This is a genomic window from Paenarthrobacter sp. 2TAF44 (assembly GCF_052114885.1).
Lineage (GTDB): Bacteria > Actinomycetota > Actinomycetes > Actinomycetales > Micrococcaceae > Arthrobacter.
Genome location: NZ_JBFRFP010000016.1, coordinates 60,740 through 84,459, shown reverse-complemented (window position 1 = coordinate 84,459; position 23,720 = coordinate 60,740). Strand labels below are relative to the sequence as shown.

Genomic DNA, 23,720 nt, shown 5'->3' with positions numbered 1-23,720 from the left:
GTATTTGATGCGAAAGGTCCTGATTGCGAACCGCGGAGAGATCGCCGTTCGCGTCGCCCGAGCCTGCGATGACGCCGGCATTTCGTCCGTGGCCGTCTACGCGGACATCGACGCCGACGCCATGCACGTAGGTGCCGCGGATGAAGCCTATAGCCTGGGCGGAAACAGCCCTGCTGAGACCTACCTGAACGTTGGAAAGCTGCTCGCCGTTGCGGAACAGTCGGGGGCTGACGCCGTCCATCCCGGGTATGGCTTCCTCTCGGAAAACGCCGACTTTGCGCAAGCAGTCCTCGACGCCGGACTCGAGTGGATCGGTCCCTCGCCTGAGTCGATCCGACAGTTGGGCAATAAGATCACGGCCCGCGAGATCGCCATCCGTGCTGGTGCGCCTCTTGTGGCCGGCAGTGATGGGCCGGTTGCCACTGCTGCCGAAGCCCGGACCTTTGCCGAGGAACACGGACTTCCGGTCGCTATCAAGGCTGCCTTCGGCGGGGGTGGCAGGGGGCTCAAGGTGGTCCGCGAACTCGCGGAAGTGGAGGAGGCTTTCGATTCCGCAGTGCGTGAAGCCATCACAGCATTCGGGCGCGGTGAATGCTTCGTGGAACAGTACCTGGACAGGCCGCGGCACGTGGAGGCGCAGGTCATCGCCGATACCCACGGCAACGTCGTTGTGGTGGGTACGCGCGACTGCTCCCTCCAACGCCGTCACCAGAAGCTCGTGGAAGAGGCACCTGCACCTTTCCTCAGCGATTCCCAGCAGCAACAAATCTATGACGCCGCCAAAGCGATCGTCCGCGAGGCCGGCTACTACGGCGCCGGGACTGTTGAATTCCTTGTCTCCGCAGATGGGGCCGTGGCCTTCCTCGAGGTAAACACGCGCCTTCAGGTGGAGCACCCGATAACCGAGGAAACGGCTGGGATTGACCTCGTTCAGGAGCAGTTCCGTATTGCAGCCGGCCTGCCCTTGAGCATTACAGAGGATCCTCTAGCCCGCGGCCATTCGTTTGAGTTCCGCATCAACGCTGAGGACGTTGGCCGCGGTTTCCTGCCCTCCCCGGGCACGGTGGCATCGTTCCAAGCGCCCACGGGTCCCGGCATTCGTTTGGACACCGGCGTGCGCGCGGGCTCGTTTATTGCACCGCAGTTTGATTCGCTCTTGGCCAAATTGATTGTTACTGGTGCCGACCGCCAGCAAGCGCTGCGGCGTGCACGCCGTGCACTTGCCGAAATGGAGATCACCGGACTGCCCACCGTGTTGCCGTTCCACCGCGCTGTAGTGGAGTCCGATGACTTTACATCCGTAGCCAGGCTGCGCGTTCACACCCGGTGGATCGAGACAGACTTCGCAGACCAGATCCCCGTTGATTCCGAATACAACGTGGTTGCCCCGAGTGGGGTGCGGCGCACCATCACCGTGGATGTCGACGGCAAGCGGCTGGCCGTGGGACTTCCGGCTGATCTTCTGGATGGTTGGGCGCGGTCAGGGCAGGGGCTCCCCTCAGGTTCGGTTGTTACTGGGCTACCGAGTGATTACCTGGAAGGACCTGATTCAGAGGGATCCTCGCCAGTGGAGTCAGCTTTGGTCTCCACCATGGCCGGCACAGTGGTGAAGTGGCTCGTGGAGCCCGGGACCGAAGTCTTGGCAGGTGACCCCTTGCTGGTGGTGGAGGCCATGAAGATGGAAACGCAGGTGGCAGCACACCGTGCAGGTACGCTCTCCGAGGTGCTCTCGGCACCCGGCGGTGTGGTGACCGCGGGAGCCGTACTGGCGCACATTCAGTAGTAGCTACTAGTCCGTGGCCAACCCGCTATTCCGTGGCTGGGCAGCAACGGAATAGCGGCTTGGCAACGTGATGGGCGCGAATGGTTCTAGGCGTGCGTCGCCGCAGAGATGCCCAGCACACTTTCCAGCAGGTCATTCCGGAACTTGCCCGAAGGGTCGTTGGTGACGGCGAGGCTGCAGAAGTCCTCGAAGCGCGGATAGAGCGCGGCGAAGTCGTACAGGCTTGGCGTGAAGAGCTTGCCCCAGTGCGGCCTCGCGCCGAAGGGACGCAGTGCTTCCTCCAGTTCCGGGAGTACCGCTTCCACCTCGGCTTGCAGTGGCTTCCACGTGAAGTGAAGGGCGACGCTTTGCTGCCGGTAGAACGGGCTGAGCCAGAACTCATCAGCGGCTACTGTACGGATTTCGGAGATGAACAACAGCGGTGCCAGCTTGTCCGCGAGCTCTCGGATAGCTTCAAGCGCGGCCGGTGCCTGCTCCATCGGCAGCAGGAATTCGCTCTGCAGCTCCTCACCGTTGCTTGGTGTGAATTCGTGGCGGAAGTGCGGCAGGCGGTCCAGCCATTTGCCGGGCTCGTCCAGCTGACCCGTGCAGTTCTCCGCAGACATGTCCGGCAAGGGATGCATCGCCGCCGTGGCTGCGGTTGCTCCGAACAGGTCCGGCAACAGAGCTTCGGTGTCCAGCGCCTTGAGCCAGACCTGCGGGATGGACTCGCCGGTGTAATTGGTGAAGAAGCTGACGCTGTACGCGGCAGATGCGATGTTTGCGAAGTCAGACAGGGTCCGCTCCCATGGAAGTCCCGTGAGCACACGCTGCCGCATCTGATAGCTGGGCCGGACGGCCAGTTCCAGGCCTGTGACGATCCCAAGGGCGCCGAGTCCCACAACGCTGGCGAGGAACTCGTCGTCGTCCGGCGTAAGCGTCACTAGCTCGCCGTTTGCACGCACCAGATCAATGCTTTCGACGGCGCCAGCCAGGGAGGGATTGCCGACTCCACTGCCATGCGTCCCGGTTTGGATCGCTCCCGCTACCGAGATGTGGGGGAGTGAAGCGAGGTTGTGGATGGCATAACCCTGTTCCTCAACTGCCCGGCATAGTGCGCCATAGCTGATGCCGCCGCTGACCTTGACGGTGCCCTTTGAGGGATCAAGTGAGATTTCCTGGGGCAAGGCATCCAAGAGAATGTGGATGCCATCGGTGTCTGCGACCTTGTTGAACGAGTGGCGGGAACCGAGGGCCTTGATCCGCGGCGCGTTGGCCACAAGCTCCCGCAGCTGGTCCACGGACGTGGGCCTCTGGACTTCGGCGGACGAGTACTCGAGGTTTCCTGCCCAGTTCTTCATTGCATGATCTTCCCACTTGGTGACTTATCGGCTCCCGCAATTGTTAACGTTCACAACTAATTGCGTCAAGAGGCGTCCAACTGGTTGAAGCAGTCTTAGCTGGAGCCTTGGGACGCTAGTGCTTCAGTGGTCGGCGAGCCAGCCAGGCCGCGACAATCGCGCCGGAGATGTTGTGCCACAGGGAGAAGACGGCAGAGGGCAGCGCAGCCAGCGGACTGAAGTGTGCCGTGGCAAGGGTGGCGGCCAAACCGGAGTTCTGCATGCCCACCTCGAAGGCCAGGGCGCGCCGGGCCTTGTCATCCAGGCGCCCCAGCTTGCCTGCCAGATAGCCCAGGCCCAGCCCAAAGCCATTGTGGAGGACGACTGCCAGGAACACGATGGCGCCGGCGGCGACGATCTTGCTGGCGCTGCCTGCCACGACGATCGCCACGATCAGTGAAATCACGACGGCGGACGCCCACGGAAGTGCCGGAAGCACCTTTGCGACCAGCTTGGACAGGAAGAGTCGAGCGAGCAGGCCTGCGATGACCGGAAGCAACACGGTCTTCACGATGTCCAGCACCATGGCGCCAGCATCAATGTGCAGGAATGACCCGGCCAGCAGGAGCGTAAGTGCCGGCGTGACGATGGGAGCGATCAACGTGGAAACCGAGGCAACAGCGACCGACAAGGCCACGTCACCCTTGGCCAGGAAGGCCATCACGTTGGACGCCGTACCGGACGGTGCGCAGCCCACAAGAATCAGGCCGACAGCGAGCTCGGGCGGTAGTTGAAGCAAGACAGCGATCAGCCAGCCTGCCCCAGGCATGATCACGTAGTGCGCAACGATGCCCAGTGCCACAGCCCACGGCCGTCGCGCCACAGAAGCGAAGTCGGGCGGCGTCAGCGTGAGGCCCATGCAGAACATGATGACGCCGAGCAGATAGGGGACGGCGACGCCCATCGGCTTGAACACTTCCGGAAGGAGGAACCCGAGGACGCCAGCCACCACAACCAGGATCGGGAAAACCGTTACGGCTATTCGCGCGACCTTTGCTTCTGCGGCGAGGGCCGCGTTGACGGGCGCAGGGGACGAAGTTTCGGTCTGGGAATTCGTTGCCTCAAGCATTTATCCATGCTCACATTGGTCCGCGGGCATGATCGAGTTCGTTACTTTGAAAGTGGCATATATGTCAGATGACTGTTCTTTAGTTGGGATCAGCCGTTCAGCTTCCCCGCGAGCCGCTCACGCATGTGGATACTGGCTTCGTTGAGCCCGATGAACTCCACCTCACGCCCGTGGTTGCGGTACTTCTCAGTGACGGAATCCAGCACAGCAATAGTGGATGCATCCCAAAGGTGCGAGTTATGGAGATCGATGACCACACGATCTATTCCTTCCGAGGAATCCTTTGCGTAGTCGAACTGTGTGTACAGATCATTTGACGACGCGAAGAAGAGCTCGCCATCCACCGTGTACGTTGCCACGGTCTCACCGTTGAGCTCCAGTTCGGTCCGCTCTACGGTGGCGAAGTGGGCTACACGCCGCGCAAACAGCACCATCGCGGTCAAAACGCCGACGCCGACACCCACCGCCAGGTTATGTGTTGCCACAACAGCGGCCACAGTGATCAGCATGACGGCGGTCTCTGACTTGGGTAGCCGCTTCAAGGTGGATGGCCGAACAGAGTGCCAGTTGAAGGTGATCAGGGAAACGAAGATCATCACGGCAACAAGCGCCGCCATGGGAATCATGCCCACAACGTCCCCAAGGACTACCACCAGGATCAGCAGGAACACGCCCGCCAAGAACGTTGAGAGCCGGCTCCGTGCGCCCGATCCCTTGACGTTGATCATGGTCTGTCCGATCACGGCACAGCCACCCAAGCCCCCGAGGAATCCTGTGACAATGTTGGCCACCCCCTGACCCCAGGAGACCCGTGTCTTGTTGGACCGCGTGTCCGTGATGTCGTCCACGAGCTTGGCTGTCAGGAGTGATTCCAACAGGCCAACGAGGGCCATGGACAATGCGAAGGGCGCAATGATCTGGAACGTCTCCAGGTTCAGCGGGACATTCGGCAGGAAGAACCCCGGCAGGCTGTGGGGGAGCTCGCCTTTGTCACTGACCGTGGGAACATCGATATGCCCCAGAACGGTAACCAGGGTAATGACCACGATCGCCACGAGCGGCGCAGGAATGGCCGTGGTCAGGCGGGGTAGCCCAAAGACCATGGCGAGTCCCACGGCAACAATTGGATAGACCATCCATGGGACATTGAAGAGCTCGGGCATCTGCGAGATGAACACCAAAATTGCCAGTGCGTTCACGAAGCCGATCATCACCGACCGCGGAATGAAGCGCATGAGTCGCGTGACACCGAGGACAGCCAGGATGATCTGGAAGACACCTGCCAGGATGATCGTGGCGATCAGGTAGTCGAGTCCGTGCTCCTTCATCACGGGAGCGATGACCAATGCCACGGCCCCTGTCGCTGCAGAGATCATGGCTGGACGACCACCCACGAGAGCAGTCACCACGCCCATGGTGAAGGAAGCGAAAAGCCCAATCCGGGGATCCACCCCCGCAATCACCGAAAAAGCAATGGCCTCCGGAATGAGCGCCAGTGCAACTACCAGTCCAGCCAGGGATTCCGTCAGCAGGCGGCGGGGCGAGCGGAAAGTCACCCGCAGTGACATGAGTTGCTCGGGAGTCATAGCGTCCTTACAGTGCAGTCTGGCGGTAACGCTCAATCTGCTTTAGACGCCGCTGGAGGCTGTCGCGCCGCGGGTGCGGAACGACGTCGGGCGCCTCAGCGGTGAGGTCAATGTGTTCGGTTCCGTACTGCCACAGCAGGAGGTCATCCAGGAGGCGGTCGGGGCCCGGGGAGTAGCGGTGATCCAGGGCTTTGCGGACCTCTGTGATCCGGTTGGCACTCAAGAGCCCCGCGAGTTCCACGGTTTTGGTGAGTCCGTGGGCCGCAAGGAGTTCGGCAGCCCACCCCCAGTCGTCATCAACTTTACGGTCAACGTGGGGCAGGAGCGTACGCCAGACGTCCCGAACCCGGTTGGGAGTCAGCGGGGAAGCACCCTCGCCGTGCAGGTCCCAATAGCTTCTGACCTCTTCGTAGCGCTCGTGGAGGTCAGCGAAGGCGCTCTCCACGGTTTCCAGCATGGCCGCAGTGGCGGTGAACTGGCGATCGAAATGCGGAGTCCAGGCGCGCGGATCCTCCGCCTTGAAGCGGATATCATGCTCGATCTCGCTCCAGGCGTGCGCAAAAACCGTGCGGATCTGGCACTCGAAGAAGTAGCTGCCGTTGGCCGGCATGTCCGGGTTGAAGACATGCTGATACTCCTTGACTGCCTCGTTCTGGATGGTGCGCAGGATGAGGTGCCGGCTGGAGTATCCGTACGTGCCCGATTCGATGGAACCGATGTCCTTTTCGCGGTCTCCGCGGCAATCGAAGAGCTGGCGCTGGCGCTTGATGATGTTGGCTACGGCTGCGTTCTCGGCGGGCAGTTTGGTGATGACGCGGATGCCCACCATGTCATTCAAGGTGCGGAAAGGGTCCGGGAATTTGAGGACCCGCGGGCCGCCCGGCTCCAAAGGATCATCCGTGCGTGAGATTTTTTCGCGGAACGACTCCACTGTTTTGGTTCGTCCGGTGACAAACAGGGGAGTGACCTCGGCGTCGTTGAGCATGTCCCTGAGGGTGAGCAGCACATCCCGTGTGACCCGCTTCAGGGCAGGGCGAACGCGCTCATAGAGCGCCACGTTCGCATCCACTGCATCGCGCTGGTCCTGGTCCAGGCTGTCCCAATTGCTTGCCATGCCCCCAGCTTACGGGGCGGGTCCGACACTGGCGCGGGCCACCCGCCGTCGGGGTGCCCTAGCCAAAGTTGCGGGACGTCACGATAGGCTCGGTACAAAGGAGGGCGCAATGTTGCGGCACAAGTACAGCTACGGCGAACACCCCAGTCAATGGGGCGAACTCTTCATACCTGAACCGAACAACGGAAACCATCGCGGCGCGTCAGCCGTCGCGGGTGGCGTCGCGGTTGTGATCCACGGCGGCTACTGGCGCTCACAGTACGGCGCCGAGCTCGGCGAGCCCTTGGCCCGGGACCTCGCGGCGCATGGAATAACGGCCTGGAACCTTGAATACCGGCGGGCCGGCAACGGCGGTGGTTGGCCCCATACGTTCGAAGACATTCTGGCCGGCATTGACCATCTCGCCGAAATCGCCGGAAAGCACGAGCTCCACCTTGGCAAGGTAGTCGCTTTGGGGCACTCGGCCGGAGGTCACTTGGCTGTGTGGGCGGCCGGACGGCAGCGCCTCTCGGCCATCGGAACGCCCGACGCCGACCGCCAACTCGTGCGTGGATCTGAAGATAACGCCGTGCACCTGACCGGCGTTGTCAGCCAGTCCGGCCTGCTGAACCTGGCCGCGGCCGAAAAGCTGAACCTCAGTAACGGTGCCGTCTGCAACCTTATGGGTGGCGATTCAGCTAGATACCCCAAAAGGCATAAATACGCAGATCCCATGAGTTCACTGCCTATTGATGTTCCAGTTTTCGCCGTTCATGCCACCGACGACGAAGACGTTCCAGCCAGCCAGTCCGAGGCCTATGTCGCAGCGGCAACCGCAGCCGGCAGCGCAGCGCAATTGCTGCGTGTCCCCGGGGATCACTTCGATCTCATAGATCCAAAGGCCGTGGCCTACAAGAAATGCCGCGAATTGGTACAACGCCTGCTCTCCTGAATCACTGGTAGCGCCCGCCCTTCCTCTGGCAGAGTGGTCCCATGCTGACTGTGATTGGCGAGGCCTTGGTTGACGTTGTGCAGCGCCCCAGCGGAATCGAGGCGCACGTTGGCGGAAGCCCACTCAACGTCGCCGTTGGCTTGGCGCGCTTGGATCATCCCGTGCAGTTCATTGGGCGGTTTGGCCAGGACGCGTACGGCGATTCCGTCGCGGCGCATCTTCGGTCCAGTTCGGTGATGGTCCCTCTTCCGCCCGACGGCAAACCCACCAGCGTAGCCACGGCAGTGATCGACGACGACGGCGCGGCCACCTACACCTTCGATCTCACCTGGGATTTGCCGGGCCTTGGGGAGCGATTGCCGCTCATGCTGCAGGGCGCCACTTTGCTGCATACGGGTTCGATAGCCACCGCTTTGGAGCCTGGTGCCGCGGACGTGCTTGCCGCCGTCGAGCATGCCCACCCGGGGAGCACTATCAGCTTCGATCCCAACTGCCGCCCCAGCATCATTACTGACCGCGAGTACGCACGGAGGCAGGCCGAACGCTTCGTAGTGCTCTCCGACGTGGTGAAGGCTTCTGACGAAGATCTCGAATGGCTGTATCCGGGAGCTGATCCGCTGGAGTCCGCACGCCGCTGGTTGTCTCTGGGCGGCACGGAAGGACCCGCATTGGTGGTGGTCACGCGGGGCGCGCGTGGTCCGTGGGGAATCACAGCCATCGGCGAGACCCAGGTCCCCGCACCTTCCGTGACGGTGGTGGATACTGTTGGTGCCGGCGATTCGTTCATGGCGGGGCTGCTGTCAGCGATAGTTGATCGCGGGCTTGACGGTGCGCAAAACCGCGGAGCACTCCGAGCCATGCCGGCTGAGACCCTTGCCGCCATCATGGACCACGCGACGCGTGCTGCCGCAGTCACGGTGTCACGGGCTGGCGCCAATCCGCCGACGCGGGCCGAGCTCAACCATAGGGCTGTTGCAAGCTAAAACTGTTGCCGGCGAAGTCCGGCCAAGAGGAGGTGCGCCATGAAAGACCACGATCCTTATGCTGGGACGCCCGCGCCGGAATTACAGGTTGCGAGCGAGTCATTCAGCGGCGGCGATACTCTCGGCCCCGATCAACGGAGCGGGATTCTGGGTGCGGGCGGCCAAGACATTTCTCCTCAGCTGAGCTGGAGCGGAGCTCCGGAAGGAACAAGGAGTTTCGCGGTCACTATGTGGGACCCGGATGCTCCCGGTCCCGGGGGCTACTGGCATTGGGCGGTACTTAATATTCCTCCTGAAGTATCAAGCCTTCCGGCCGGCGCGGGTGGCCCGGACGGTCACGCGTTGCCCGCTGGCGCGTTCCAGTTAAAGAACGACGGCGGCCGCACCGGCTACCTTGGGGCGGCCCCGCCCAGAGGGCATGGACCGCATCGGTACATAGTGGCCGTACATGCGCTGGACGTGGAGGACCTGGGCATCGAAAAGCATTCCGAAGCACGCATACTTGCTTCAGCCCTTCCCTCGCACACCTTGGCGCGCGGAACCATCACGGGTATGTTCGAGCGTTAGTGGCGGCCTTTGGGTTCTCAACAGCCACGTAGACTGACATGATGCGGCTCGTAGCAAGTGATATTGACGGCACCATTCTCGGTCATGACGGCAAGATCAGTGATCGGACCGTCAAGGCCTTCAAAGCATGCCGGGATGCCGGGGTGGAGCTTGTGTTCGTCACGGGCCGCCCGCCGCGGTGGTTGTACCCGCTTCAGGAGCAGCTCGGCCACAGCGGAATCGTGATCTGTTCCAACGGCGCAGTGGTGTGGGATCTCGAAATGGAGAAGCCCATTTCTTCTTGCACCTTGGATATCAAATCCATTTTCGAAGCGCGCCGAATCATCAAGTCCCTGCGGCCGGATGCGTTGTTCGCAGTGGAAACTCTGACTGGTTTCCAACTGGAGCCGGGCTTTCTCGAGAATGAAACCAGTGAGCTCCTCGCGGAGTTCACTCCCGCACCGCTGGATCAGACGCTAACGGCGGATGACGCCGTCGTGAAGTTCCTGGCGATAACCCGTAAGGGCACCCCGGACGAATTCCTTGCCGAAGTTCAGCCCGCTGTTGCCCATCTGGTCAGCACCACGCACTCGGCGCCGCGCACGGCGATGCTTGAGATGTCCGTGCCCGGCATCAACAAGGCCGTCACTCTCGCCAAGTACGCCGAGTCGCTGGGTATCGAGGCCGCTGACGTGGTGGCCTTCGGGGATATGCCCAACGACATCGAGATGCTTCGCTGGGCCGGCCACGGCTATGCCATGGCCAGCGGCCACCCGGAAGCCATCCTCGCTGCGGGGCAGCAGGCACCGCACTTCGACGACGACGGCGTGGCCCAGATCCTCGAGGCGAAACTGATGGAGCAAACGGTCTAAAGCCATTGCATCACGGATGACGGACGCCGCTACCTGCCAGCACTGCTCGGTAGCCCTCCACGTATGAGGAGAAGGCGAACTCGAAGCCAGTCCCGCGCAGCCTTTGGTTGGAGCAGCGTTTGTCGCCAGGGCCGGCGGGGGCGTCTTCCAACGCCGTCGGTGGTTCAGGGCTACCCATTTCCAAGGCAAGAAACCGCATGACGTCACCCATCTCGGCCGCATGGTCGTCTACACCTACGTAGACCGGATCCGGGTCCTGATCCATGGTGGTGAGGTGGACGATCATGGCCGCGGCGTCGTCCCTGTGCACACGGTTGGTGTGCCGGGGGCGTGCTGGAATCACGGCTTGCCCTGACCGGACTTGGTCGATTAGTCGGGTTCGCCCCGGACCGTAAATGCCGCCGAGCCGCAGGATGATGGGTTGGGTTCTGGTACCCCGGGTGCGGGCAAGGAACAGATTTTCAGCCTCCACCAGCACTTTGCCGCTGAAACGCGTGGGCTCGGTGGGTGTGGTTTCGTCCACCACCGCTCCGTCGGAGTCCTTATATACGGCTGTGGAGGAGACGAATAGCATGCGGGCCGGTTCGACAGAATCGCGTTCCAAGGCGTACAGAATATTTTGCAAGCCTTTTATATACGCTGTCCGGTATGCCTCCTCGGTGGAGGAATCGGCGGCTACAGCGACCACAACAATGTTCACATCTCTTGGGACGGCTGGGACTTCACATGAGAGGTCCGCGCGCATGCCCCGAATCCCCGCGGGGAGCTTTTCCGGAGAACGGCGGAGACCGATGACCTCATGGCCCAGCGCTGCGAAACGCAGTCCGGCTTCGGTTCCAAGGTCGCCGCACCCGGCAATCAACACAGTCATGCAACTAGTTTGGCAGCCATGACGTGCGCAAAGCTGTCACCAACTTCCCAGTCTCCATACAACCCGCGTTCAACTTGCGCCCGTAGGCTTTCAGCCACAGACCCGTTTAGCTTGTTGGATGTAGGGGAATCATGGCCAAGCGCAGGATCAACGACTTCAACACCGCTCCGTTGCGGCGGATCGAACCGGATCACCACTGGAGGTCGCTTCGCGAGGGGGACCGCGTGAGTGTGGCACTAACTCCGGGGTACGAATCGGCTGGCATAGTGGACGCCGTTACCGGTGATGCAACGGCAGTTTGGGTGGAGCTCGACGGCGGTCGCGGACGCACGCTGGTGCACATCAGCGATGACGTGGCGGTGGTCCCCCTGGAGAAGGCGACGGTCGCCGAGGAGTCGTAGGCGCCAATGCACCATGGGCTACGCTTCGGATGTGACGCTGCCATATTTCCTCCGCAAGGACGGCACTGCGGGCCCACTGGCCTTGGCTCATCGCGGATTCTCCATGAATGGCTTGGAGAACTCCATGGCTGCTTTCCGTGCCGCCATTGAGCTGGGCACCCTGCACCTTGAAACGGACGTTCACACCACCTCAGATGGCGTCCTGCTCGTTTTCCACGACTCTTCCTTGGAGCGGGTCACAGATTCCTCCGGGAGGATCGCCGCATTAAAGGCAGCCGAGGTAGCCAAGGCCCGCATCGGCGGAGTGGAACCAGTGCCGACTTTCGACGAACTTGTGGCAGCCTTCCCCGATGCCCGCCTGAACCTGGACGTGAAGGACTGGAATTCCGTTAAACCGATGGCCGAGGCTATCGAGAAGCATGGCATCCATTGCCGGGTGTTGGTGACGAGTTTCTCTGACCGGCGTCGTCGTGCTGTCTTGAAACTCCTCAGCCAGCGGACGGCTTCCTCGGCTGGCAGCACCCTGACCGCGGTCTTCGTACTTCTTGGACCCGTGCTTCCCGCGGGGCTGGGCCGCAAGATGCTCACCGGCGTCGATGCTTTCCAGGTGCCGGTCCGCTATGGGCGATTGCCCGTGGTGACTCCAGGTTTTGTTCGCCGCGCCCATCGCTTGGGCGTCCAAGTTCACGTCTGGACCATCAACGAGCCCGCTGAAATGGTGCGTCTATTGGACCTGGGTGTGGACGGCATTGTGTCCGACCGGCTGGACCTGCTGAAGGACGTCCTGGTGCGCCGCGGGCAGTGGGTCTAGCCCCATTTTGTTCGCACCGAGATGGCATTTAATACCGATTCCGCTTCGGAACATTGGGTTCAAATGCCATCTCGGTGGGAACTTACTCAGTACCCTTTCTATTTTGGGCAGGCTCGGATTAGGGTCGAAGTATCCGTACTCTTCGGTGGCACATGGCTCGCCAACCACGTGCCGGCATCGGAAGGAAGGAAAATCTGACATGGCATCGGAATCTCACACCACCACGGATCACGACGAGATTCGCAAGTGGGTTGAAAGCAACGACGGTAAACCGGCCAGCGTCAAAAAGACCGGCGACAAGAACGACGTAGGTATCCTGCGCATCGATTTCCCGGGCGGAGCTGGCGAAGATTCGCTGGAACACATCAGCTGGGACGAATGGTTCGACAAGTTCGAGGAGAGCAAGCTGGCTTTTCTCTATCAAGAGAAGAAAGCCAGCGGCGAGGACAGCACTTTCTTCAAGTTGGTAAGCCGCTAGGCCTGCACGGCACGCAAATCGAGTACATCGGAAGGATGATTACCGTGGCTGAGCGAGGAAACTCAAAGCACGGACCGCATCTGGATGATCAGATGCAGCACGAAACCGAAGGAATGATCAGGGGGAACAAACCATCCCATGTGGAAGAAGGACGGGAGACCGAGCCCTTCCCTGATGAAACAGATGCGCAAGAAGTCCGGGAGGCCTTGAACCCGAATACCCCTGCCGACGCCGCAGCGGAGGAGGGAGGGTCAAGTGAGTGAAGCACTGAAAAAGTACGCGGATCTTTACCGGCAGCCTGGACCCTGGTGCTCGGTCTATCTGGAGGCAAGTACGGGAACAGTTGACAGCCTCGAAGCTGCAGACGTCCAACCTGACAATGTAAAGGATGCGTTGGCGGGTCAGGGAGCGTCCAAGGAAGATCTGACCGCCATGGAATCCGCCATCCAACCCGCCGAGGGACTGCCCGCCCCGGTTAGCCGCTTTGTGTTGGTGCGGGATGGGCAGGTGATGGTTAACGAGCTGTTGCCCGGGCCACTCTCGGGGCCCGAAAGAATTTCCATGGACTCCATTCCCGGCCTGCTGCCTTTGATGAAGCACCAGCCGGACGAGTTCCCATATGTCGTGGCCGAAGTCAGCCGCGATGAGGGCGAAATCCGACTGCATCGGGCCGGCAGGCCGACTGTTGAGGAGAGCCAGCACGTCCAGGGCTCGGACGAGAATCTCAAAAAAGTTCCCAGCGGCGGTTGGTCACAGGGCCGGTATCAACATCACACTGAGGAGATTTGGCGGCGAAATGCCGATCAGGTGGTGAATGAAATCGACAAGGTTGTGAGGGAAAAACGAGCCCGCCTGCTGGTCCTTGCCGGTGACATCAGGGCGCGGCAACTCGTTGCCGATCAACTGTCCGAGGCGAGCAAGGCCATCCTGCGCATGGTGGATGCCCATACCCTGGCCCCTGGTTCCGACCGTCAAAAGTTCGACGACGAGGTTAATTCCTTGGTTGCCCAGCAGTGGGCAGAGGAACAACAGCAGCTGATGGAGCGCTTGGCCGAGCAGGAAGGGCAGGCCAACCCCGAGTCGGCTACTGGAAACGGGGCTGTGGTTCACGCCCTCCAGCAAGCCCAGGTGGATGTGCTGATCCTCGATGATCAAGCGCTCTCCGAACACACCCTGCTAGCGCTGGGCGCTGAACCGTGGATCGCCAGCTCTGAGGACGAAGCGTTGGGAGCTGAAGTTCTAGGAAAGGTCCCTGCACCCGCGGCTATGGTGCGTGCTGCGGCTCTAACGGATGCCCGCGTTCAGCTGGTCCCCTCCGCTGCCTTGCCTGACGGCGTCCATGTGGCAGCCCTGCTCCGGTGGCCCACTGGACCGGAACGGCCGGGAGCGGCGTAATCCATTCCACAAGAAAGGCCAAGGCGCTGCGCCTTGGCCTTTCCTTTGGGCGATTCTTTTCTATTCGTTGTGGGCTTCGATGGCTGCCTTACGGACCTGGCTGGCGCGGATCCGGTCGAGATCGAACTTGTCCCTGCGATCGAAAGTGAAGATGCCGTTCTTTTCCTGGAAGACGTCCGTCAGCTGCGTATAGCAGTAACCGAACATGTCCGGGTTATCCAGGAGCACGCCACATAGTGCGTCGAAGCGAGCATAGAACTCCTCCTCGGTGCTGACGCGCTGCCCGTAACCCCACGACGTCGATACATCAGTTCCGAGGCCCGCTTCTGCTGACGCTTGGCGCGCCTCCGTTTCGTTCCACCAAATGCCGCCGAATTCGGACACGAAATACGGCTGGCCGGCGTAAGGAACGGAGTATTCCTCACCCTGCGGGTTCCGGTTTACAAAGGGCTTCACGTCCGAAAGGCCCTGCTGCTCGATCCGGAACTTCTCTGGATTCTGCTCGTAGGAATGGGAATCGTAAATGTCGGTTTCGCGGATGCGGTGCGAGTACCCCGATGCATCGATGACAGGCCGCGTGGGGTCGGCCAGTTTGGTGGCAAGGAACATGGCCTGCGTGACGTCATCCAATACCGTCAGTCGATCGTGCAGGACCTGGTGTGTTTCGTTCAGCGGGCACCATCCGATGATCGAGGGATGGTTGAAGTCGCGCTGCAGCACCTCAAGCCATTGGGCTATGAAACTCGCTGTCGGCTTCTGGTTGTGGCCAACGGTTCCTCCTCCGGACACGCCCCAGTCGCCGAACTCGCCCCAGACCAAGTAGCCGAGTCTGTCTGCATGGTAGAGAAAACGCTCTTCGAAGACTTTTTGGTGGAGCCGTGCACCGTTGAATCCTGCCGTCATGGCCAACTCGATGTCCTTGACTAATGCTGCGTCATCCGGCGAGGTCATCAGCGACTCCGGCCAATAGCCCTGATCCAGCACCAGTCTTTGGAACACGTTCTTGCCGTTGAGACGAACCACTCTGCCATCAAGGGCAACTGAACGAACGGCTGCGTAGCTGCTGACGCGGTCAACCGCGGTTCCGGCAGCGTCCCGAACCGTCACCTCAAGGTCATAAAGGAAGGGATCCTCAATGCACCAAGGGCGCAGGGATTCGGCGGGAATGCTCAGCCGCAATGTTGGCGTAAGGTCCAAGTCTGCCTTGGCCGTGGCTTCCACCCTCAGATCGTCCTTATCGCTGAGGACAGCGGTCACCGTGTGCCCCGTGCGGTTCTGGCTGATCGGAACCTCAATCGTGATGCTTGAGTCGGCCAGGTTGGGAGTCATTCGGAGCCGTTTGATGTGGACCTCGGGTACAGCTTCCATCCAGACCGTCTGCCAGATTCCAGTGGTGCGGGTGTACTGGCAATGAGTGTTGTTGTACCAGGTTGCCTGCTTGCCCCGGGCCTGCATTTCGTGCCGCGAATCGCGGGCCCGGACAACAATGACCGCTTCCGTGCCGGGTTCGGCCACTCCACCAAGATCGGCGGTGAAGGGGGTGAAACCACCCCTATGGCGGGCCACTTCAATGCCGTTCACCCAGACAGTCGCGTCGTGATCCACAGCGCCGAAGTGCAGGAGGACGTTCTGGCCGGCCCACTCCTGGGGAATGGTCACCGTACGTCGGTACCAAACAGCTTCCATGAAATCCACGTGCTCAATTCCGGAAAGGGACGATTCCGGGGCGAACGGCACCAGAATCTCATCCGTGAGCTCGCGCTTGTCAACGCCGCGCTCCAAACCGGAGTCGCCGGCGTCGATCTCAAAACCCCAGGTTCCGTTGAGGTTTATCCAGTTCTCGCGGACAAGTTGGGGACGAGGATGCTCGGGCTTGGGAAGGGCCTGCATCATGATGGGCTCTGTCAACGCATCTCCTTGGAAGGGGAAGGGTTCAATTTCCAGTCAAGCGCATCGCCGGAAAATGTGCATCTACCGGCCCGCCTGCTCGGCGCACGGCACTAAATTGTCTCTGTCCGCATTGTCTGTGGTCGCCGCATTGGAATCGTGACGTGAGATGGTGTTTGTACACCAGCCGCTGCGCGAGGAGATTGACGTGACGAGTTTCCGCTTGGCCATCATTGATGACTATCAGCAGGTCGCCAGCGACTACGCCCCTTGGGATTCACTGCTCGACGACGGCGTGAAGGTCAGCGTTTTCAGCGCACCCTTTGTTTCGGAAGAGCAAGCCGTGGCAGCCTTGGCGCCGTTCGACATCATTGTGGCGATGCGTGAACGGACGCGCTTCCCTCGTCGCGTGCTCGAGTCATTGACCAACCTGAAACTGCTCGTGACTACGGGCATGGCCAATGCTGCGATCGACCTTGAGGCAGCGTCGGAGCGGGGCGTCCTGGTGTGCGGAACGGGCGGTTCGCCGGCAGCGGCACCGGAGATGACGTGGGCGTTGCTGCTCGCTTTTGCCCGCAACCTGGTTGTGGAGGAAAACTCGCTGCGGGCAGGCGACTGGCAGACGGCCGTCGGGTTTGAACTCGAAGGCAAGACGCTGGGAATCGTCGGCCTCGGCAAGATAGGGAAGCGGATCGCGGGCTACGCGAAAGCCTTCGGCATGGATGTGCTCGCTTGGAGCCAGAACCTTACGGCAGAGGCGGCCGAGGAGGCTGGTGCTCGAAAGGTCACCAAGGAGGAGCTGTTCCGGGAATCCGACGTGGTGACGTTGCACCTACGCCTGTCCGATCGGACCGAGGGCATAGTCGGTTCGGAAGAATTGAGGCTTCTGGGGCCCGAAGGCGTGCTCGTAAACACCGCACGGGGGCAACTGGTAGATGAGGCAGCGTTGATTCGTGCACTGGAGGAAGGCTGGATTCGTGGCGCTGCCATGGACGTCTTTGATGAGGAGCCCCTGCCGGCTGGGCATGCTTTGCTTCATTCATCGCGAACCGTGCTCTCCCCACATATCGGCTACGTGACACACGAAAGCTACCGCCAGTTCTATGGCGGTGCCTTCGAGGACGTTAAGGCCTGGCTTGAGGGCGCGCCCATTCGTGCGCTGAACGACTGACGCCATCTTCGTAATGGGCAACCGCTTTCCCGGCAAAAGCTGGCAAGATGGACCCATGCGTATCCTCATCGCCCCGGACAAATTCAAGGGATCCCTGACCGCCGCGGAAGCCGCATCAGCCATGGCCGAGGGCGCCTTACGCGTCTATCCAGACGCCATAACTACCCAATTTCCGGTAGCTGACGGTGGCGAAGGTACCCTCGACGCCGCCATCGCCGCTGGCTACGAAGAGCGGAACCACGCCGTTGTGGGTCCAATTCTCAAGCCGGTCGGAGCTTCCTGGGCCATCCGTAAAGATTCTTTCGGCGGAGCCACTGCCGTTATCGAAACCGCTCAAGCCTCCGGTTTGGCCTTCATGGAGCCCACCCCTGACAATTCGTTGCGTGCCCACAGCTACGGCTGCGGACAGCTCATCGCTGCGGCGTTGGACGCCGGCGCCACTGAAATTGTGTTAGGACTTGGCGGTTCCGCAATGTCCGACGGTGGTAGTGGCGCCCTGCGTGCGCTGGGGCTCAAGCCCGTGGACGCTGCCGGAAACGTGGTCCCCCTCGGCGGAGGCTTCCTTGCCGGCGTCGTAGCCCTGGACATCTCCGAGTTGGATCCGCGGCTTTCGCGCGCCAAGTTCCGGATCGCCGTCGACGTCCAAAACCCGCTGTTCGGCCCGGATGGCGCCGCGTATGTTTTCGGCCCCCAGAAGGGGGCAGACGAAGACGCTGTTGAAAAGCTCGACGCCGGCCTCCGTAACTGGGCCTCACTCCTTCGGGAAGCCACGGGCCGGGACGTCAACGTTCCGGGAGCCGGAGCGGCAGGCGGGTTCCCGGCGTCGTTCCTTGCCTTTACCGACTCGGCACTTGAAGGCGGCTTCGCGCTGGTCGCCGGGCTCACAGGCCTTGCTTCGCACCTCAGCGAGGCGGACCTCGTGATTACGGGCGAGGGTTCCATGGATGAGCAGTCGCTCACCGGTAAAGCGCCCATCGCCTTGGCCGATGCCGCAAGCGTGCACGGAATACCCGTGGTCGCTGTGGCAGGCCGAATTACGGTGACACCTGAGGATCTGGCCAAACACGGGATCGTAGCTGCGGCCCAGTTGTTGGACGTCGCCCAGCGCAAGGACGGTGTTCCCGACGTCGCCGACGCCGTTGCCAACGCGGCCAAGTACGTTGCGTGGGCTACAAGTCAGGTGCTTGAGGGGGCGTAGCTTCTTCTGGGCTACTGCCTGTAGCCCTCGACCTCGCTGATGGGGCGCGGTTCGGCGTCGTCGGGATTCTCACCAGCGTGCTTCTTGGCCCGGCGCTGGCGGAGCAAGTCCCAGCACTGGTCGAGTTGAGCCTCAAGCTGGGCCAAGCGGGCACGGCTGCCGTCGCCGTCGACGTCGTCCTCAATTCCGCCCCCGACCGCTGCATCCCGCAGGCGGTGCTCCTCTTCCACGAGTGACTGAATCCGTTCCAGAAGATCCTGCTCGTCCATGGTTCGCTCTCCTTGGTTCACTGGATAGTTGCTTATACGAACGTAGTCTGGCTGGCCGGATGCGTCTACGGGTGGCCGACGGCATACTGGGGACATGAAATTCACTACGACCATCGTCGGCGATGGCAACAAGGCTGGCATTGAGGTTCCCGAGGATATTGTTAGTGCGCTCGATGCCGGCAAGCGGCCCCCAGTAGTTGTAACCATCAACGGCCAGAGCTATCGCAGCAGCATCGCGGTGATGGGTGGGAAGTACATGGTGGGTGTCAGCTCCGCGAACAGGGACCTGACTGGGGCGTCCGCAGGCGACACCGTGGACGTGAATCTGGAAGTGGACACCCAACCGCGTGTAATCGAGGTTCCGGACGACCTCGCTGCGGCCCTTGAGGCGGAGCCCGAGGCGAAAGCCTTCTATGGGACGTTGAATTACAGTGCCCAGCGCCGATACGTGGAACCGATTGGAGACGCCAAAACGGAAGAGACCCGGGCTCGGCGGATCGCGAAGGCTGTCGCTGATTTGAAGGCGGGGAAGAAGTAGGGTTTAGGCCGGGCCGCCGCGCGGGGCGTTTCAGTCCTGGCGTCGGCTGTAAGTGCTCACAACGTTGCCTTTGCTCGTGGCGTACTGATCCTCCAGAACGAGGCGGCTCAATGGGTCGCCGTCCTCAAAGAGTCGCCGTCCACTGCCGGCAACCACGGGGTGGGTCATGAGGGTCAGCTCATCCAGGACGCCCGCGAACAGCAGTTGTCGCACTACGGAGATGCTGCCGCAGACTGCGATCTCTCCACCGTCACGCCCTTTCAGGTCAGTGACGAACTGCTCCAGCGGCCCATCGATGAGGTGCGAGTTCTCCCATTCGAGGGGCTCGGACAGCGTGCGAGATGCCACGAACTTCTCCACGGGGTTGATGAAGGCGGCAAAATCTTCGTCTTGCGAAGCATTCGGCCAATATCCGGCCCACTCCTGGTAGCTGATTCGGCCTAGAACCACCGTGTCCACAGTGTTGATCATCTTGGTCAGTCCCTTGCCCAGTTCGTCGTCGAAGCTGTCGAACTGGAACTTGAACGGGTCCTGAACTACGCCATCCACGGAGTGGAACAGGCCGGCGGTTACCTTGCGCATCGGTTCTCCTTTTAGGCTGCCGCCGTTGCCAGGCGACGACGGGACGGCAGTTCAGTGACGTTGCTCGACTCAGTGTTCAAGCGGACGGGAACTTCGAAGAGTTCCGCGTAGACCTGAAGCTCGCCGAGCGCGTCCGTGTCAACGGTGGCTTCGGAAAGGTCCATCTCGACGTTCAGGCCGCCGCCAAGGCTCTTGGTTCGCTGCACCACGGGGTAGAGGCCCTGCACGCTCGAAGTAGTGACGTGACCGGTTGCGGCAATCTGGATCTGTTCGACGTCAACGTCGCCTCGAACAACGACGGAGAGGTTCTCGCTGGTCAATGTTCTGCCTTTCATCAGATTGCTGCCACGCTGCAGCGTCCCCAGCGTATGTGCACGGTGTGACCTGCGCAACATTACGGCGGCACGGCTTGCATCGGCGGTGGCCGCCAGCCAGGCCACTGTTAACGCAGGCGTCGATGTTCTGCGCTGCGCTTCAGGGTCAGCGTCATAAGCACTTGCCGGCGTCACGTTGACCCGCATCGGCCGAAGAAGCTGATGGGACTGGTCAGCTAACCGGCCGAACGCTCAGCTACGTCACGGACGTCGAGGTTGAAGCGCTCTACAGCCGAAACCAGGTCGGCATCCTGGGTATGACCGGTCGCTGGATTACCCTTACATGCAGTGCCCCCAAAATACAGTGATGGTATCCCGGCGATCATGACGCCAAATCCTCCTATTTCTTTATTATGACTTCTGATCAGGCTTACAGTCGGCATTATTCCATTGTAATTTCCGTTTTCTGCAGCGACCCCTCAACGACGTGTTAGAGTAAATTTCGGTAAACGGAACAAGAATGATTGGTGTCATTAAGACCGTTCGCATGGACGACGGTCTGGCTTGACCCTTCGGGAATAATTTTCCGAGCCAGACGCATCGAGTAAACATACGGATAAGTTATGGGGACCCGTTGAATAATCCATTTAATTCCCAGTTGCCACGCCTTGGGGTAGGTCCAATGTCGCGGCTTACCGTTCAAGCCATGACTGATGTTGCCTATCGGCAACAGGCACCAATCATGGCGATTGCAAGTCGGCGCCAGATTGACCATAAAGAGGCAGGCGGCGGGTATGTGGAAAATTGGACCTCGGCCGAGTTCGCCTCTTCTCTTTCGGCAAATGACCCCTCCGGCCTCATTGCAATCTGCCGCGACCACGGAGGACCTTGGCAGCAACCACTTCAATGGTCTGCTGATCCAGTGGTGGAGCTCGAGAATGCACTCGCCTCTTTCCGGAGCGATATCGACGCGGGCTTCAACCTTCTGCATATCGACACGTCCAAGGCGTCGAGCGGTTCAGTCGATATCGAGAGCGCCCTCGATCGACTAACTCTGCTCTACAGAGGGGCCTGGGAGCATGCCCGCCTCAAGGGTCGAGACATTTCCTTCGAAATTGGCTTTGAGGTTCAAGGCGAGGAGATGAACGATCCCCGGCAATTTCAAGTGGAACTGAACCGAGCCCTTGATGGTCTTTCCGCAGCAGAATTGCCGATGCCTGTCTTTGTCGTTGCCCAGACGGGCACGAAGGTGGTCGAGGACAAGAATACCGGCGCCCTGGTGCGGGGTGACCGGAACAGGGTCCTCGACGGAATCAGTGTCCTTTCAGCGCTCTGCCATGACGCCTCTGTCCAGCTGAAGGCTCACAACGTTGACTATTTAGACCCCGCCGAGGTCACTCAGCTCATGACGGCCGGCGTAGATGCCATTAACGTTGCGCCTGAGTTCGGGGTCATCGAGACACGTGTCCTTCTCCAAGCCATGCGGGACCTAGATGCCCGTGATCTCCGTGAGGCTTTCGTCAGTGCTGCAGTGGAATCAGGCAGATGGAAGTCCTGGATCGTGGCAGGCAAGACATACGATCCCGAAACGCTCGCCATCTTGTCCGGACACTACATATTCAGTTCGGAAACTGGGAAGCGGATTCGAAACGAGGTCGACCGAAGACGCGCCGAGATGGGACAGCCGTCCGTTGATATCGAAATACTCGACGCGCTCCGCTCGAGCATCGAGGGCTACCAATCCGCAACGCAAAAGACAACGAACAAGACGGAGGCACACGTAAATGGCTGACTGGATTCTTGGCCTTGGTGGATCTTCGCACGACTACTCAGCTGCCCTCATGCACGGCAACGACATCATTGTTGCTATCGAAGAGGAACGCATCTCTCGGGTTAAGTACGGCCTCGGTAACGGCTTCCAAAACCCTATCCGGGGAGCCATTCAGTATTGCTTGGATTACGCCGGAATCGGACTAGACGATATTCATTCAGTTGTCTCAAGCGATTTGCTCCCGCATCGGGTCCGCTCAATGTTCGCGGCGGACCAGTTAACCCTCTACCCTCACCACCTTTCTCACGCGGCATCCGCGTGGCTCCTGACTTCGCCAGGAGAAGAAGGAGGCGTCATCGTCTATGACGGGCTTGGGTCGGTCGCCGAACATCCGGGCCCGGATATGCGCGCCAAGCGTGAGACGTTCACGTTCTATGCAGTGTCCTCGCTAGGCGATTTCACCCGTGTTGGTGGGACGTACGGCGAAGGATTTGTCGAACACACAATGTTTCCAATGGGCTACACCAATTCGGTAGGACAGATTTACGAGATCGTCAATGCAGCTGTTGGGTTCGCCGGCCTCGAGTCAGGCAAAACGATGGGGCTAGCAGGCTGGGGTAGTCCTCAGTACTTGGATGAATTTGCTAAGCATGCCCGGATTGGAGACTCGCTGGACTCGCTCTTCCAATTCAGCCCCTTCGATGGCTTCCTAGAAGAGCTTCAAGCAATTAAAGACCGCGATGGTGACACTTTCGCCACTCATGCGGATCTGGCAGCGACGGTTCAGACGATTCTCGAGAGGGTGCTGCTGCGCGGGTACGAGCTCCTTCGCGACGAGGCCCCCACTGGAACGCTAGCAATTGCGGGCGGTTGTGGGCTCAACACGGTTGCCAACGGAGTTCTTGCCGCACGGGCAGCAGCCGACGGGAGGAGAGTGCTTATCCCACCTCACTCCGGCGATGCCGGTCTTTCATTTGGCGCCCTTTATCTCTTCGCAAAGGAACGTGATGCCGAAGTTCAGGTCACCTTCCGAGGTAAAGCAGTCGATGATCGGGTCGCTCGGCCGTCCAAAACGTACGCTGCAGATGCGGCCCGCGCAGAAGTACGAATGTTCTACCCGGATCTTCTTGTTGAGCCGAGCCTGATGAGTCCTGAACAACTGGCTGCCCGTTTGGCAGATGGAGAAATCATTGCTGTATTCGAGGGTTCATCCGAATTCGGACCTCGCGCCCTTGGCGGCCGCTCAATTCTGGCCGACCCGCGCAAAAGCATGGTCAGGGAGCGAATTAACCGTCAAATCAAATATCGGGAGCCTTTCCGCCCCATAGCTCCTCTCATCCTGGATAGTGAATTTAGCGACTACTTCGAGCCGTCGAGTGCAGCGGACCCTTTCATGCTGAAAGTCGCGCAGGCAACTGAACTCTGCAAGGCATCAGCTCCTGCTGTAGTTCATATTGACGGCGGCTCGCGAGTTCAAACGGTGCCCTCAGAAGGAGACAGCTTTCTTACAAGAACGCTTCGCGAGTTCTTTGCCATCACAGGGGTGCCGATCCTGGTAAACACGTCGTTCAACAGGCGTGGTGAGCCCATTGTCGAGACTCCTCTCCAGGCGCTCCGTGCCCTCCATGAAATGCCTCTCGACGGCCTCTGGCTGGAAGGCCAGTTCGTAACCCGCGTTCCATCGCACTTTCCCCCCGCTGTCAGATGAATGTCGCGTCTCGTGTGATCCCTACGGACGCAGGGCGAAAAGTAGAAATTCTGGCGGGTGTTG

24 protein-coding genes are annotated in these 23,720 nt (G+C 60.6%); 15 read left to right on the top strand and 9 right to left on the bottom strand.

Annotated features, from left to right (window positions below; genetic code table 11):
* The first annotated feature begins 7 nt into the window (after window positions 1-7).
* Window positions 8-1,783 (top strand): acetyl/propionyl/methylcrotonyl-CoA carboxylase subunit alpha, encoded by a 1,776-nt coding sequence (locus AB4Z15_RS16440; protein WP_442018138.1) that lies wholly within the window; start codon window positions 8-10, stop codon window positions 1,781-1,783.
* Between the two features lie 86 nt (window positions 1,784-1,869).
* Here the strand turns inward: AB4Z15_RS16440 and AB4Z15_RS16435 are convergent, their stop codons facing one another.
* From AB4Z15_RS16435 to AB4Z15_RS16420, 4 genes are all read right to left on the bottom strand, one after another.
* The gene (locus AB4Z15_RS16435) at window positions 1,870-3,123 is read right to left on the bottom strand and encodes a D-arabinono-1,4-lactone oxidase (RefSeq protein WP_442018137.1); all 1,254 of its coding nucleotides are present in this window, start codon (window positions 3,121-3,123) and stop codon (window positions 1,870-1,872) included.
* Window positions 3,124-3,238: 115 nt separating this feature from the next.
* Entirely contained in the window at window positions 3,239-4,231 is a 993-nt protein-coding gene (locus AB4Z15_RS16430; protein WP_442018136.1) for a bile acid:sodium symporter family protein, read from the bottom strand.
* A gap of 89 nt (window positions 4,232-4,320) precedes the next feature.
* On the bottom strand, window positions 4,321-5,817 hold the full coding sequence (locus AB4Z15_RS16425) for a SulP family inorganic anion transporter (RefSeq protein WP_442005216.1): 1,497 nt from the start codon (window positions 5,815-5,817) through the stop codon (window positions 4,321-4,323).
* Window positions 5,818-5,824: 7 nt separating this feature from the next.
* Window positions 5,825-6,931: a GTP pyrophosphokinase gene (locus AB4Z15_RS16420; protein WP_216924310.1), complete on the bottom strand. Its 1,107-nt coding sequence runs from the start codon at window positions 6,929-6,931 to the stop codon at window positions 5,825-5,827.
* 109 nt (window positions 6,932-7,040) lie between these two features.
* Here AB4Z15_RS16420 and AB4Z15_RS16415 point away from each other — a divergent pair, with 109 nt between their 5' ends.
* The 4 genes from AB4Z15_RS16415 to AB4Z15_RS16400 are packed head-to-tail and all read left to right on the top strand — an operon-like array spanning window position 7,041 to window position 10,263.
* Window positions 7,041-7,862 carry an alpha/beta hydrolase gene (locus AB4Z15_RS16415; RefSeq protein WP_442005215.1) on the top strand — a complete coding sequence of 274 codons (822 nt, stop codon included), beginning with the start codon at window positions 7,041-7,043 and terminating at the stop codon, window positions 7,860-7,862.
* Between the two features lie 41 nt (window positions 7,863-7,903).
* Complete coding sequence (locus AB4Z15_RS16410; protein ID WP_442018135.1) at window positions 7,904-8,845, top strand: carbohydrate kinase family protein; 942 nt, start codon at window positions 7,904-7,906, stop codon at window positions 8,843-8,845.
* Window positions 8,846-8,884: 39 nt separating this feature from the next.
* On the top strand, window positions 8,885-9,412 hold the full coding sequence (locus AB4Z15_RS16405) for a YbhB/YbcL family Raf kinase inhibitor-like protein (protein ID WP_442018134.1): 528 nt from the start codon (window positions 8,885-8,887) through the stop codon (window positions 9,410-9,412).
* 41 nt (window positions 9,413-9,453) lie between these two features.
* Window positions 9,454-10,263, top strand: a complete 810-nt coding sequence (locus tag AB4Z15_RS16400; protein ID WP_442018165.1) for an HAD family hydrolase — start codon at window positions 9,454-9,456, stop codon at window positions 10,261-10,263.
* A gap of 10 nt (window positions 10,264-10,273) precedes the next feature.
* Here AB4Z15_RS16400 and AB4Z15_RS16395 read toward each other — a convergent pair whose 3' ends face one another.
* Window positions 10,274-11,134 carry an NAD-dependent epimerase/dehydratase family protein gene (locus AB4Z15_RS16395; RefSeq protein WP_442018133.1) on the bottom strand — a complete coding sequence of 287 codons (861 nt, stop codon included), beginning with the start codon at window positions 11,132-11,134 and terminating at the stop codon, window positions 10,274-10,276.
* 131 nt (window positions 11,135-11,265) lie between these two features.
* Between AB4Z15_RS16395 and AB4Z15_RS16390 the strand changes: the two genes are divergently transcribed.
* From AB4Z15_RS16390 to AB4Z15_RS16370, 5 genes are all read left to right on the top strand, one after another.
* Window positions 11,266-11,535 carry a hypothetical protein gene (locus AB4Z15_RS16390; protein ID WP_442018132.1) on the top strand — a complete coding sequence of 90 codons (270 nt, stop codon included), beginning with the start codon at window positions 11,266-11,268 and terminating at the stop codon, window positions 11,533-11,535.
* A gap of 13 nt (window positions 11,536-11,548) precedes the next feature.
* A complete protein-coding gene (locus AB4Z15_RS16385; RefSeq protein WP_442018131.1) occupies window positions 11,549-12,346 on the top strand; it encodes a glycerophosphodiester phosphodiesterase in 798 nt (265 codons plus the stop codon).
* Window positions 12,347-12,545: 199 nt separating this feature from the next.
* A complete protein-coding gene (locus AB4Z15_RS16380) occupies window positions 12,546-12,824 on the top strand; it encodes a hypothetical protein (RefSeq protein ID WP_442018130.1) in 279 nt (92 codons plus the stop codon).
* 44 nt (window positions 12,825-12,868) lie between these two features.
* Window positions 12,869-13,087: a hypothetical protein gene (locus AB4Z15_RS16375; RefSeq protein ID WP_442018129.1), complete on the top strand. Its 219-nt coding sequence runs from the start codon at window positions 12,869-12,871 to the stop codon at window positions 13,085-13,087.
* A complete protein-coding gene (locus AB4Z15_RS16370) occupies window positions 13,080-14,219 on the top strand; it encodes a baeRF2 domain-containing protein (RefSeq protein ID WP_442018128.1) in 1,140 nt (379 codons plus the stop codon). Before AB4Z15_RS16375 ends, AB4Z15_RS16370 begins: the two co-directional genes overlap by 8 nt.
* A 60-nt stretch (window positions 14,220-14,279) precedes the next feature.
* Here AB4Z15_RS16370 and AB4Z15_RS16365 read toward each other — a convergent pair whose 3' ends face one another.
* The gene (locus AB4Z15_RS16365; RefSeq protein WP_442018164.1) at window positions 14,280-16,112 is read right to left on the bottom strand and encodes a glycoside hydrolase family 2 protein; all 1,833 of its coding nucleotides are present in this window, start codon (window positions 16,110-16,112) and stop codon (window positions 14,280-14,282) included.
* A gap of 202 nt (window positions 16,113-16,314) precedes the next feature.
* Between AB4Z15_RS16365 and AB4Z15_RS16360 the strand changes: the two genes are divergently transcribed.
* Together AB4Z15_RS16360 and AB4Z15_RS16355 are read left to right on the top strand one after the other, a co-directional pair.
* Window positions 16,315-17,277, top strand: coding sequence for a D-2-hydroxyacid dehydrogenase family protein (locus tag AB4Z15_RS16360; RefSeq protein WP_442018127.1), 963 nt, complete (start codon window positions 16,315-16,317; stop codon window positions 17,275-17,277).
* Window positions 17,278-17,332: 55 nt separating this feature from the next.
* Window positions 17,333-18,475, top strand: coding sequence for a glycerate kinase (locus tag AB4Z15_RS16355; RefSeq protein ID WP_442018126.1), 1,143 nt, complete (start codon window positions 17,333-17,335; stop codon window positions 18,473-18,475).
* Window positions 18,476-18,486: 11 nt separating this feature from the next.
* On the opposite strand, the gene AB4Z15_RS16350 is transcribed toward AB4Z15_RS16355, so the two are convergent.
* Window positions 18,487-18,744, bottom strand: a complete 258-nt coding sequence (locus tag AB4Z15_RS16350; RefSeq protein ID WP_442018125.1) for a DUF2630 family protein — start codon at window positions 18,742-18,744, stop codon at window positions 18,487-18,489.
* Window positions 18,745-18,838: 94 nt separating this feature from the next.
* Between AB4Z15_RS16350 and AB4Z15_RS16345 the strand changes: the two genes are divergently transcribed.
* The gene (locus tag AB4Z15_RS16345; RefSeq protein WP_442005202.1) at window positions 18,839-19,282 is read left to right on the top strand and encodes a YdeI/OmpD-associated family protein; all 444 of its coding nucleotides are present in this window, start codon (window positions 18,839-18,841) and stop codon (window positions 19,280-19,282) included.
* Window positions 19,283-19,312: 30 nt separating this feature from the next.
* On the opposite strand, the gene AB4Z15_RS16340 is transcribed toward AB4Z15_RS16345, so the two are convergent.
* Together AB4Z15_RS16340 and AB4Z15_RS16335 are read right to left on the bottom strand one after the other, a co-directional pair.
* Window positions 19,313-19,864, bottom strand: coding sequence for a dihydrofolate reductase family protein (locus tag AB4Z15_RS16340; protein WP_442005201.1), 552 nt, complete (start codon window positions 19,862-19,864; stop codon window positions 19,313-19,315).
* 11 nt (window positions 19,865-19,875) lie between these two features.
* Window positions 19,876-20,184 carry a hypothetical protein gene (locus AB4Z15_RS16335; protein ID WP_442005200.1) on the bottom strand — a complete coding sequence of 103 codons (309 nt, stop codon included), beginning with the start codon at window positions 20,182-20,184 and terminating at the stop codon, window positions 19,876-19,878.
* 736 nt (window positions 20,185-20,920) lie between these two features.
* Here AB4Z15_RS16335 and AB4Z15_RS16330 point away from each other — a divergent pair.
* Together AB4Z15_RS16330 and AB4Z15_RS16325 are read left to right on the top strand one after the other, a co-directional pair.
* The gene (locus tag AB4Z15_RS16330; RefSeq protein ID WP_442005199.1) at window positions 20,921-21,970 is read left to right on the top strand and encodes a hypothetical protein; all 1,050 of its coding nucleotides are present in this window, start codon (window positions 20,921-20,923) and stop codon (window positions 21,968-21,970) included.
* Window positions 21,963-23,657: a carbamoyltransferase C-terminal domain-containing protein gene (locus tag AB4Z15_RS16325; RefSeq protein ID WP_442018124.1), complete on the top strand. Its 1,695-nt coding sequence runs from the start codon at window positions 21,963-21,965 to the stop codon at window positions 23,655-23,657. Before AB4Z15_RS16330 ends, AB4Z15_RS16325 begins: the two co-directional genes overlap by 8 nt.
* Window positions 23,658-23,720 lie beyond the last annotated feature (63 nt).

Coding starts and splice junctions, on each gene's coding strand:
- AB4Z15_RS16440 (WP_442018138.1), top strand. CDS start 8: ATGCGAAAGGTCCTGATTGCGAACCGCGGAGAGATCGCCGTTCGCGTC.
- AB4Z15_RS16435 (WP_442018137.1), bottom strand. CDS start 3,123: ATGAAGAACTGGGCAGGAAACCTCGAGTACTCGTCCGCCGAAGTCCAG.
- AB4Z15_RS16430 (WP_442018136.1), bottom strand. CDS start 4,231: ATGCTTGAGGCAACGAATTCCCAGACCGAAACTTCGTCCCCTGCGCCC.
- AB4Z15_RS16425 (WP_442005216.1), bottom strand. CDS start 5,817: ATGACTCCCGAGCAACTCATGTCACTGCGGGTGACTTTCCGCTCGCCC.
- AB4Z15_RS16420 (WP_216924310.1), bottom strand. CDS start 6,931: ATGGCAAGCAATTGGGACAGCCTGGACCAGGACCAGCGCGATGCAGTG.
- AB4Z15_RS16415 (WP_442005215.1), top strand. CDS start 7,041: ATGTTGCGGCACAAGTACAGCTACGGCGAACACCCCAGTCAATGGGGC.
- AB4Z15_RS16410 (WP_442018135.1), top strand. CDS start 7,904: ATGCTGACTGTGATTGGCGAGGCCTTGGTTGACGTTGTGCAGCGCCCC.
- AB4Z15_RS16405 (WP_442018134.1), top strand. CDS start 8,885: ATGAAAGACCACGATCCTTATGCTGGGACGCCCGCGCCGGAATTACAG.
- AB4Z15_RS16400 (WP_442018165.1), top strand. CDS start 9,454: ATGCGGCTCGTAGCAAGTGATATTGACGGCACCATTCTCGGTCATGAC.
- AB4Z15_RS16395 (WP_442018133.1), bottom strand. CDS start 11,134: ATGACTGTGTTGATTGCCGGGTGCGGCGACCTTGGAACCGAAGCCGGA.
- AB4Z15_RS16390 (WP_442018132.1), top strand. CDS start 11,266: ATGGCCAAGCGCAGGATCAACGACTTCAACACCGCTCCGTTGCGGCGG.
- AB4Z15_RS16385 (WP_442018131.1), top strand. CDS start 11,549: ATGGGCTACGCTTCGGATGTGACGCTGCCATATTTCCTCCGCAAGGAC.
- AB4Z15_RS16380 (WP_442018130.1), top strand. CDS start 12,546: ATGGCATCGGAATCTCACACCACCACGGATCACGACGAGATTCGCAAG.
- AB4Z15_RS16365 (WP_442018164.1), bottom strand. CDS start 16,112: ATGATGCAGGCCCTTCCCAAGCCCGAGCATCCTCGTCCCCAACTTGTC.
- AB4Z15_RS16355 (WP_442018126.1), top strand. CDS start 17,333: ATGCGTATCCTCATCGCCCCGGACAAATTCAAGGGATCCCTGACCGCC.
- AB4Z15_RS16350 (WP_442018125.1), bottom strand. CDS start 18,744: ATGGACGAGCAGGATCTTCTGGAACGGATTCAGTCACTCGTGGAAGAG.
- AB4Z15_RS16345 (WP_442005202.1), top strand. CDS start 18,839: ATGAAATTCACTACGACCATCGTCGGCGATGGCAACAAGGCTGGCATT.
- AB4Z15_RS16340 (WP_442005201.1), bottom strand. CDS start 19,864: ATGCGCAAGGTAACCGCCGGCCTGTTCCACTCCGTGGATGGCGTAGTT.
- AB4Z15_RS16330 (WP_442005199.1), top strand. CDS start 20,921: ATGGCGATTGCAAGTCGGCGCCAGATTGACCATAAAGAGGCAGGCGGC.
- AB4Z15_RS16325 (WP_442018124.1), top strand. CDS start 21,963: ATGGCTGACTGGATTCTTGGCCTTGGTGGATCTTCGCACGACTACTCA.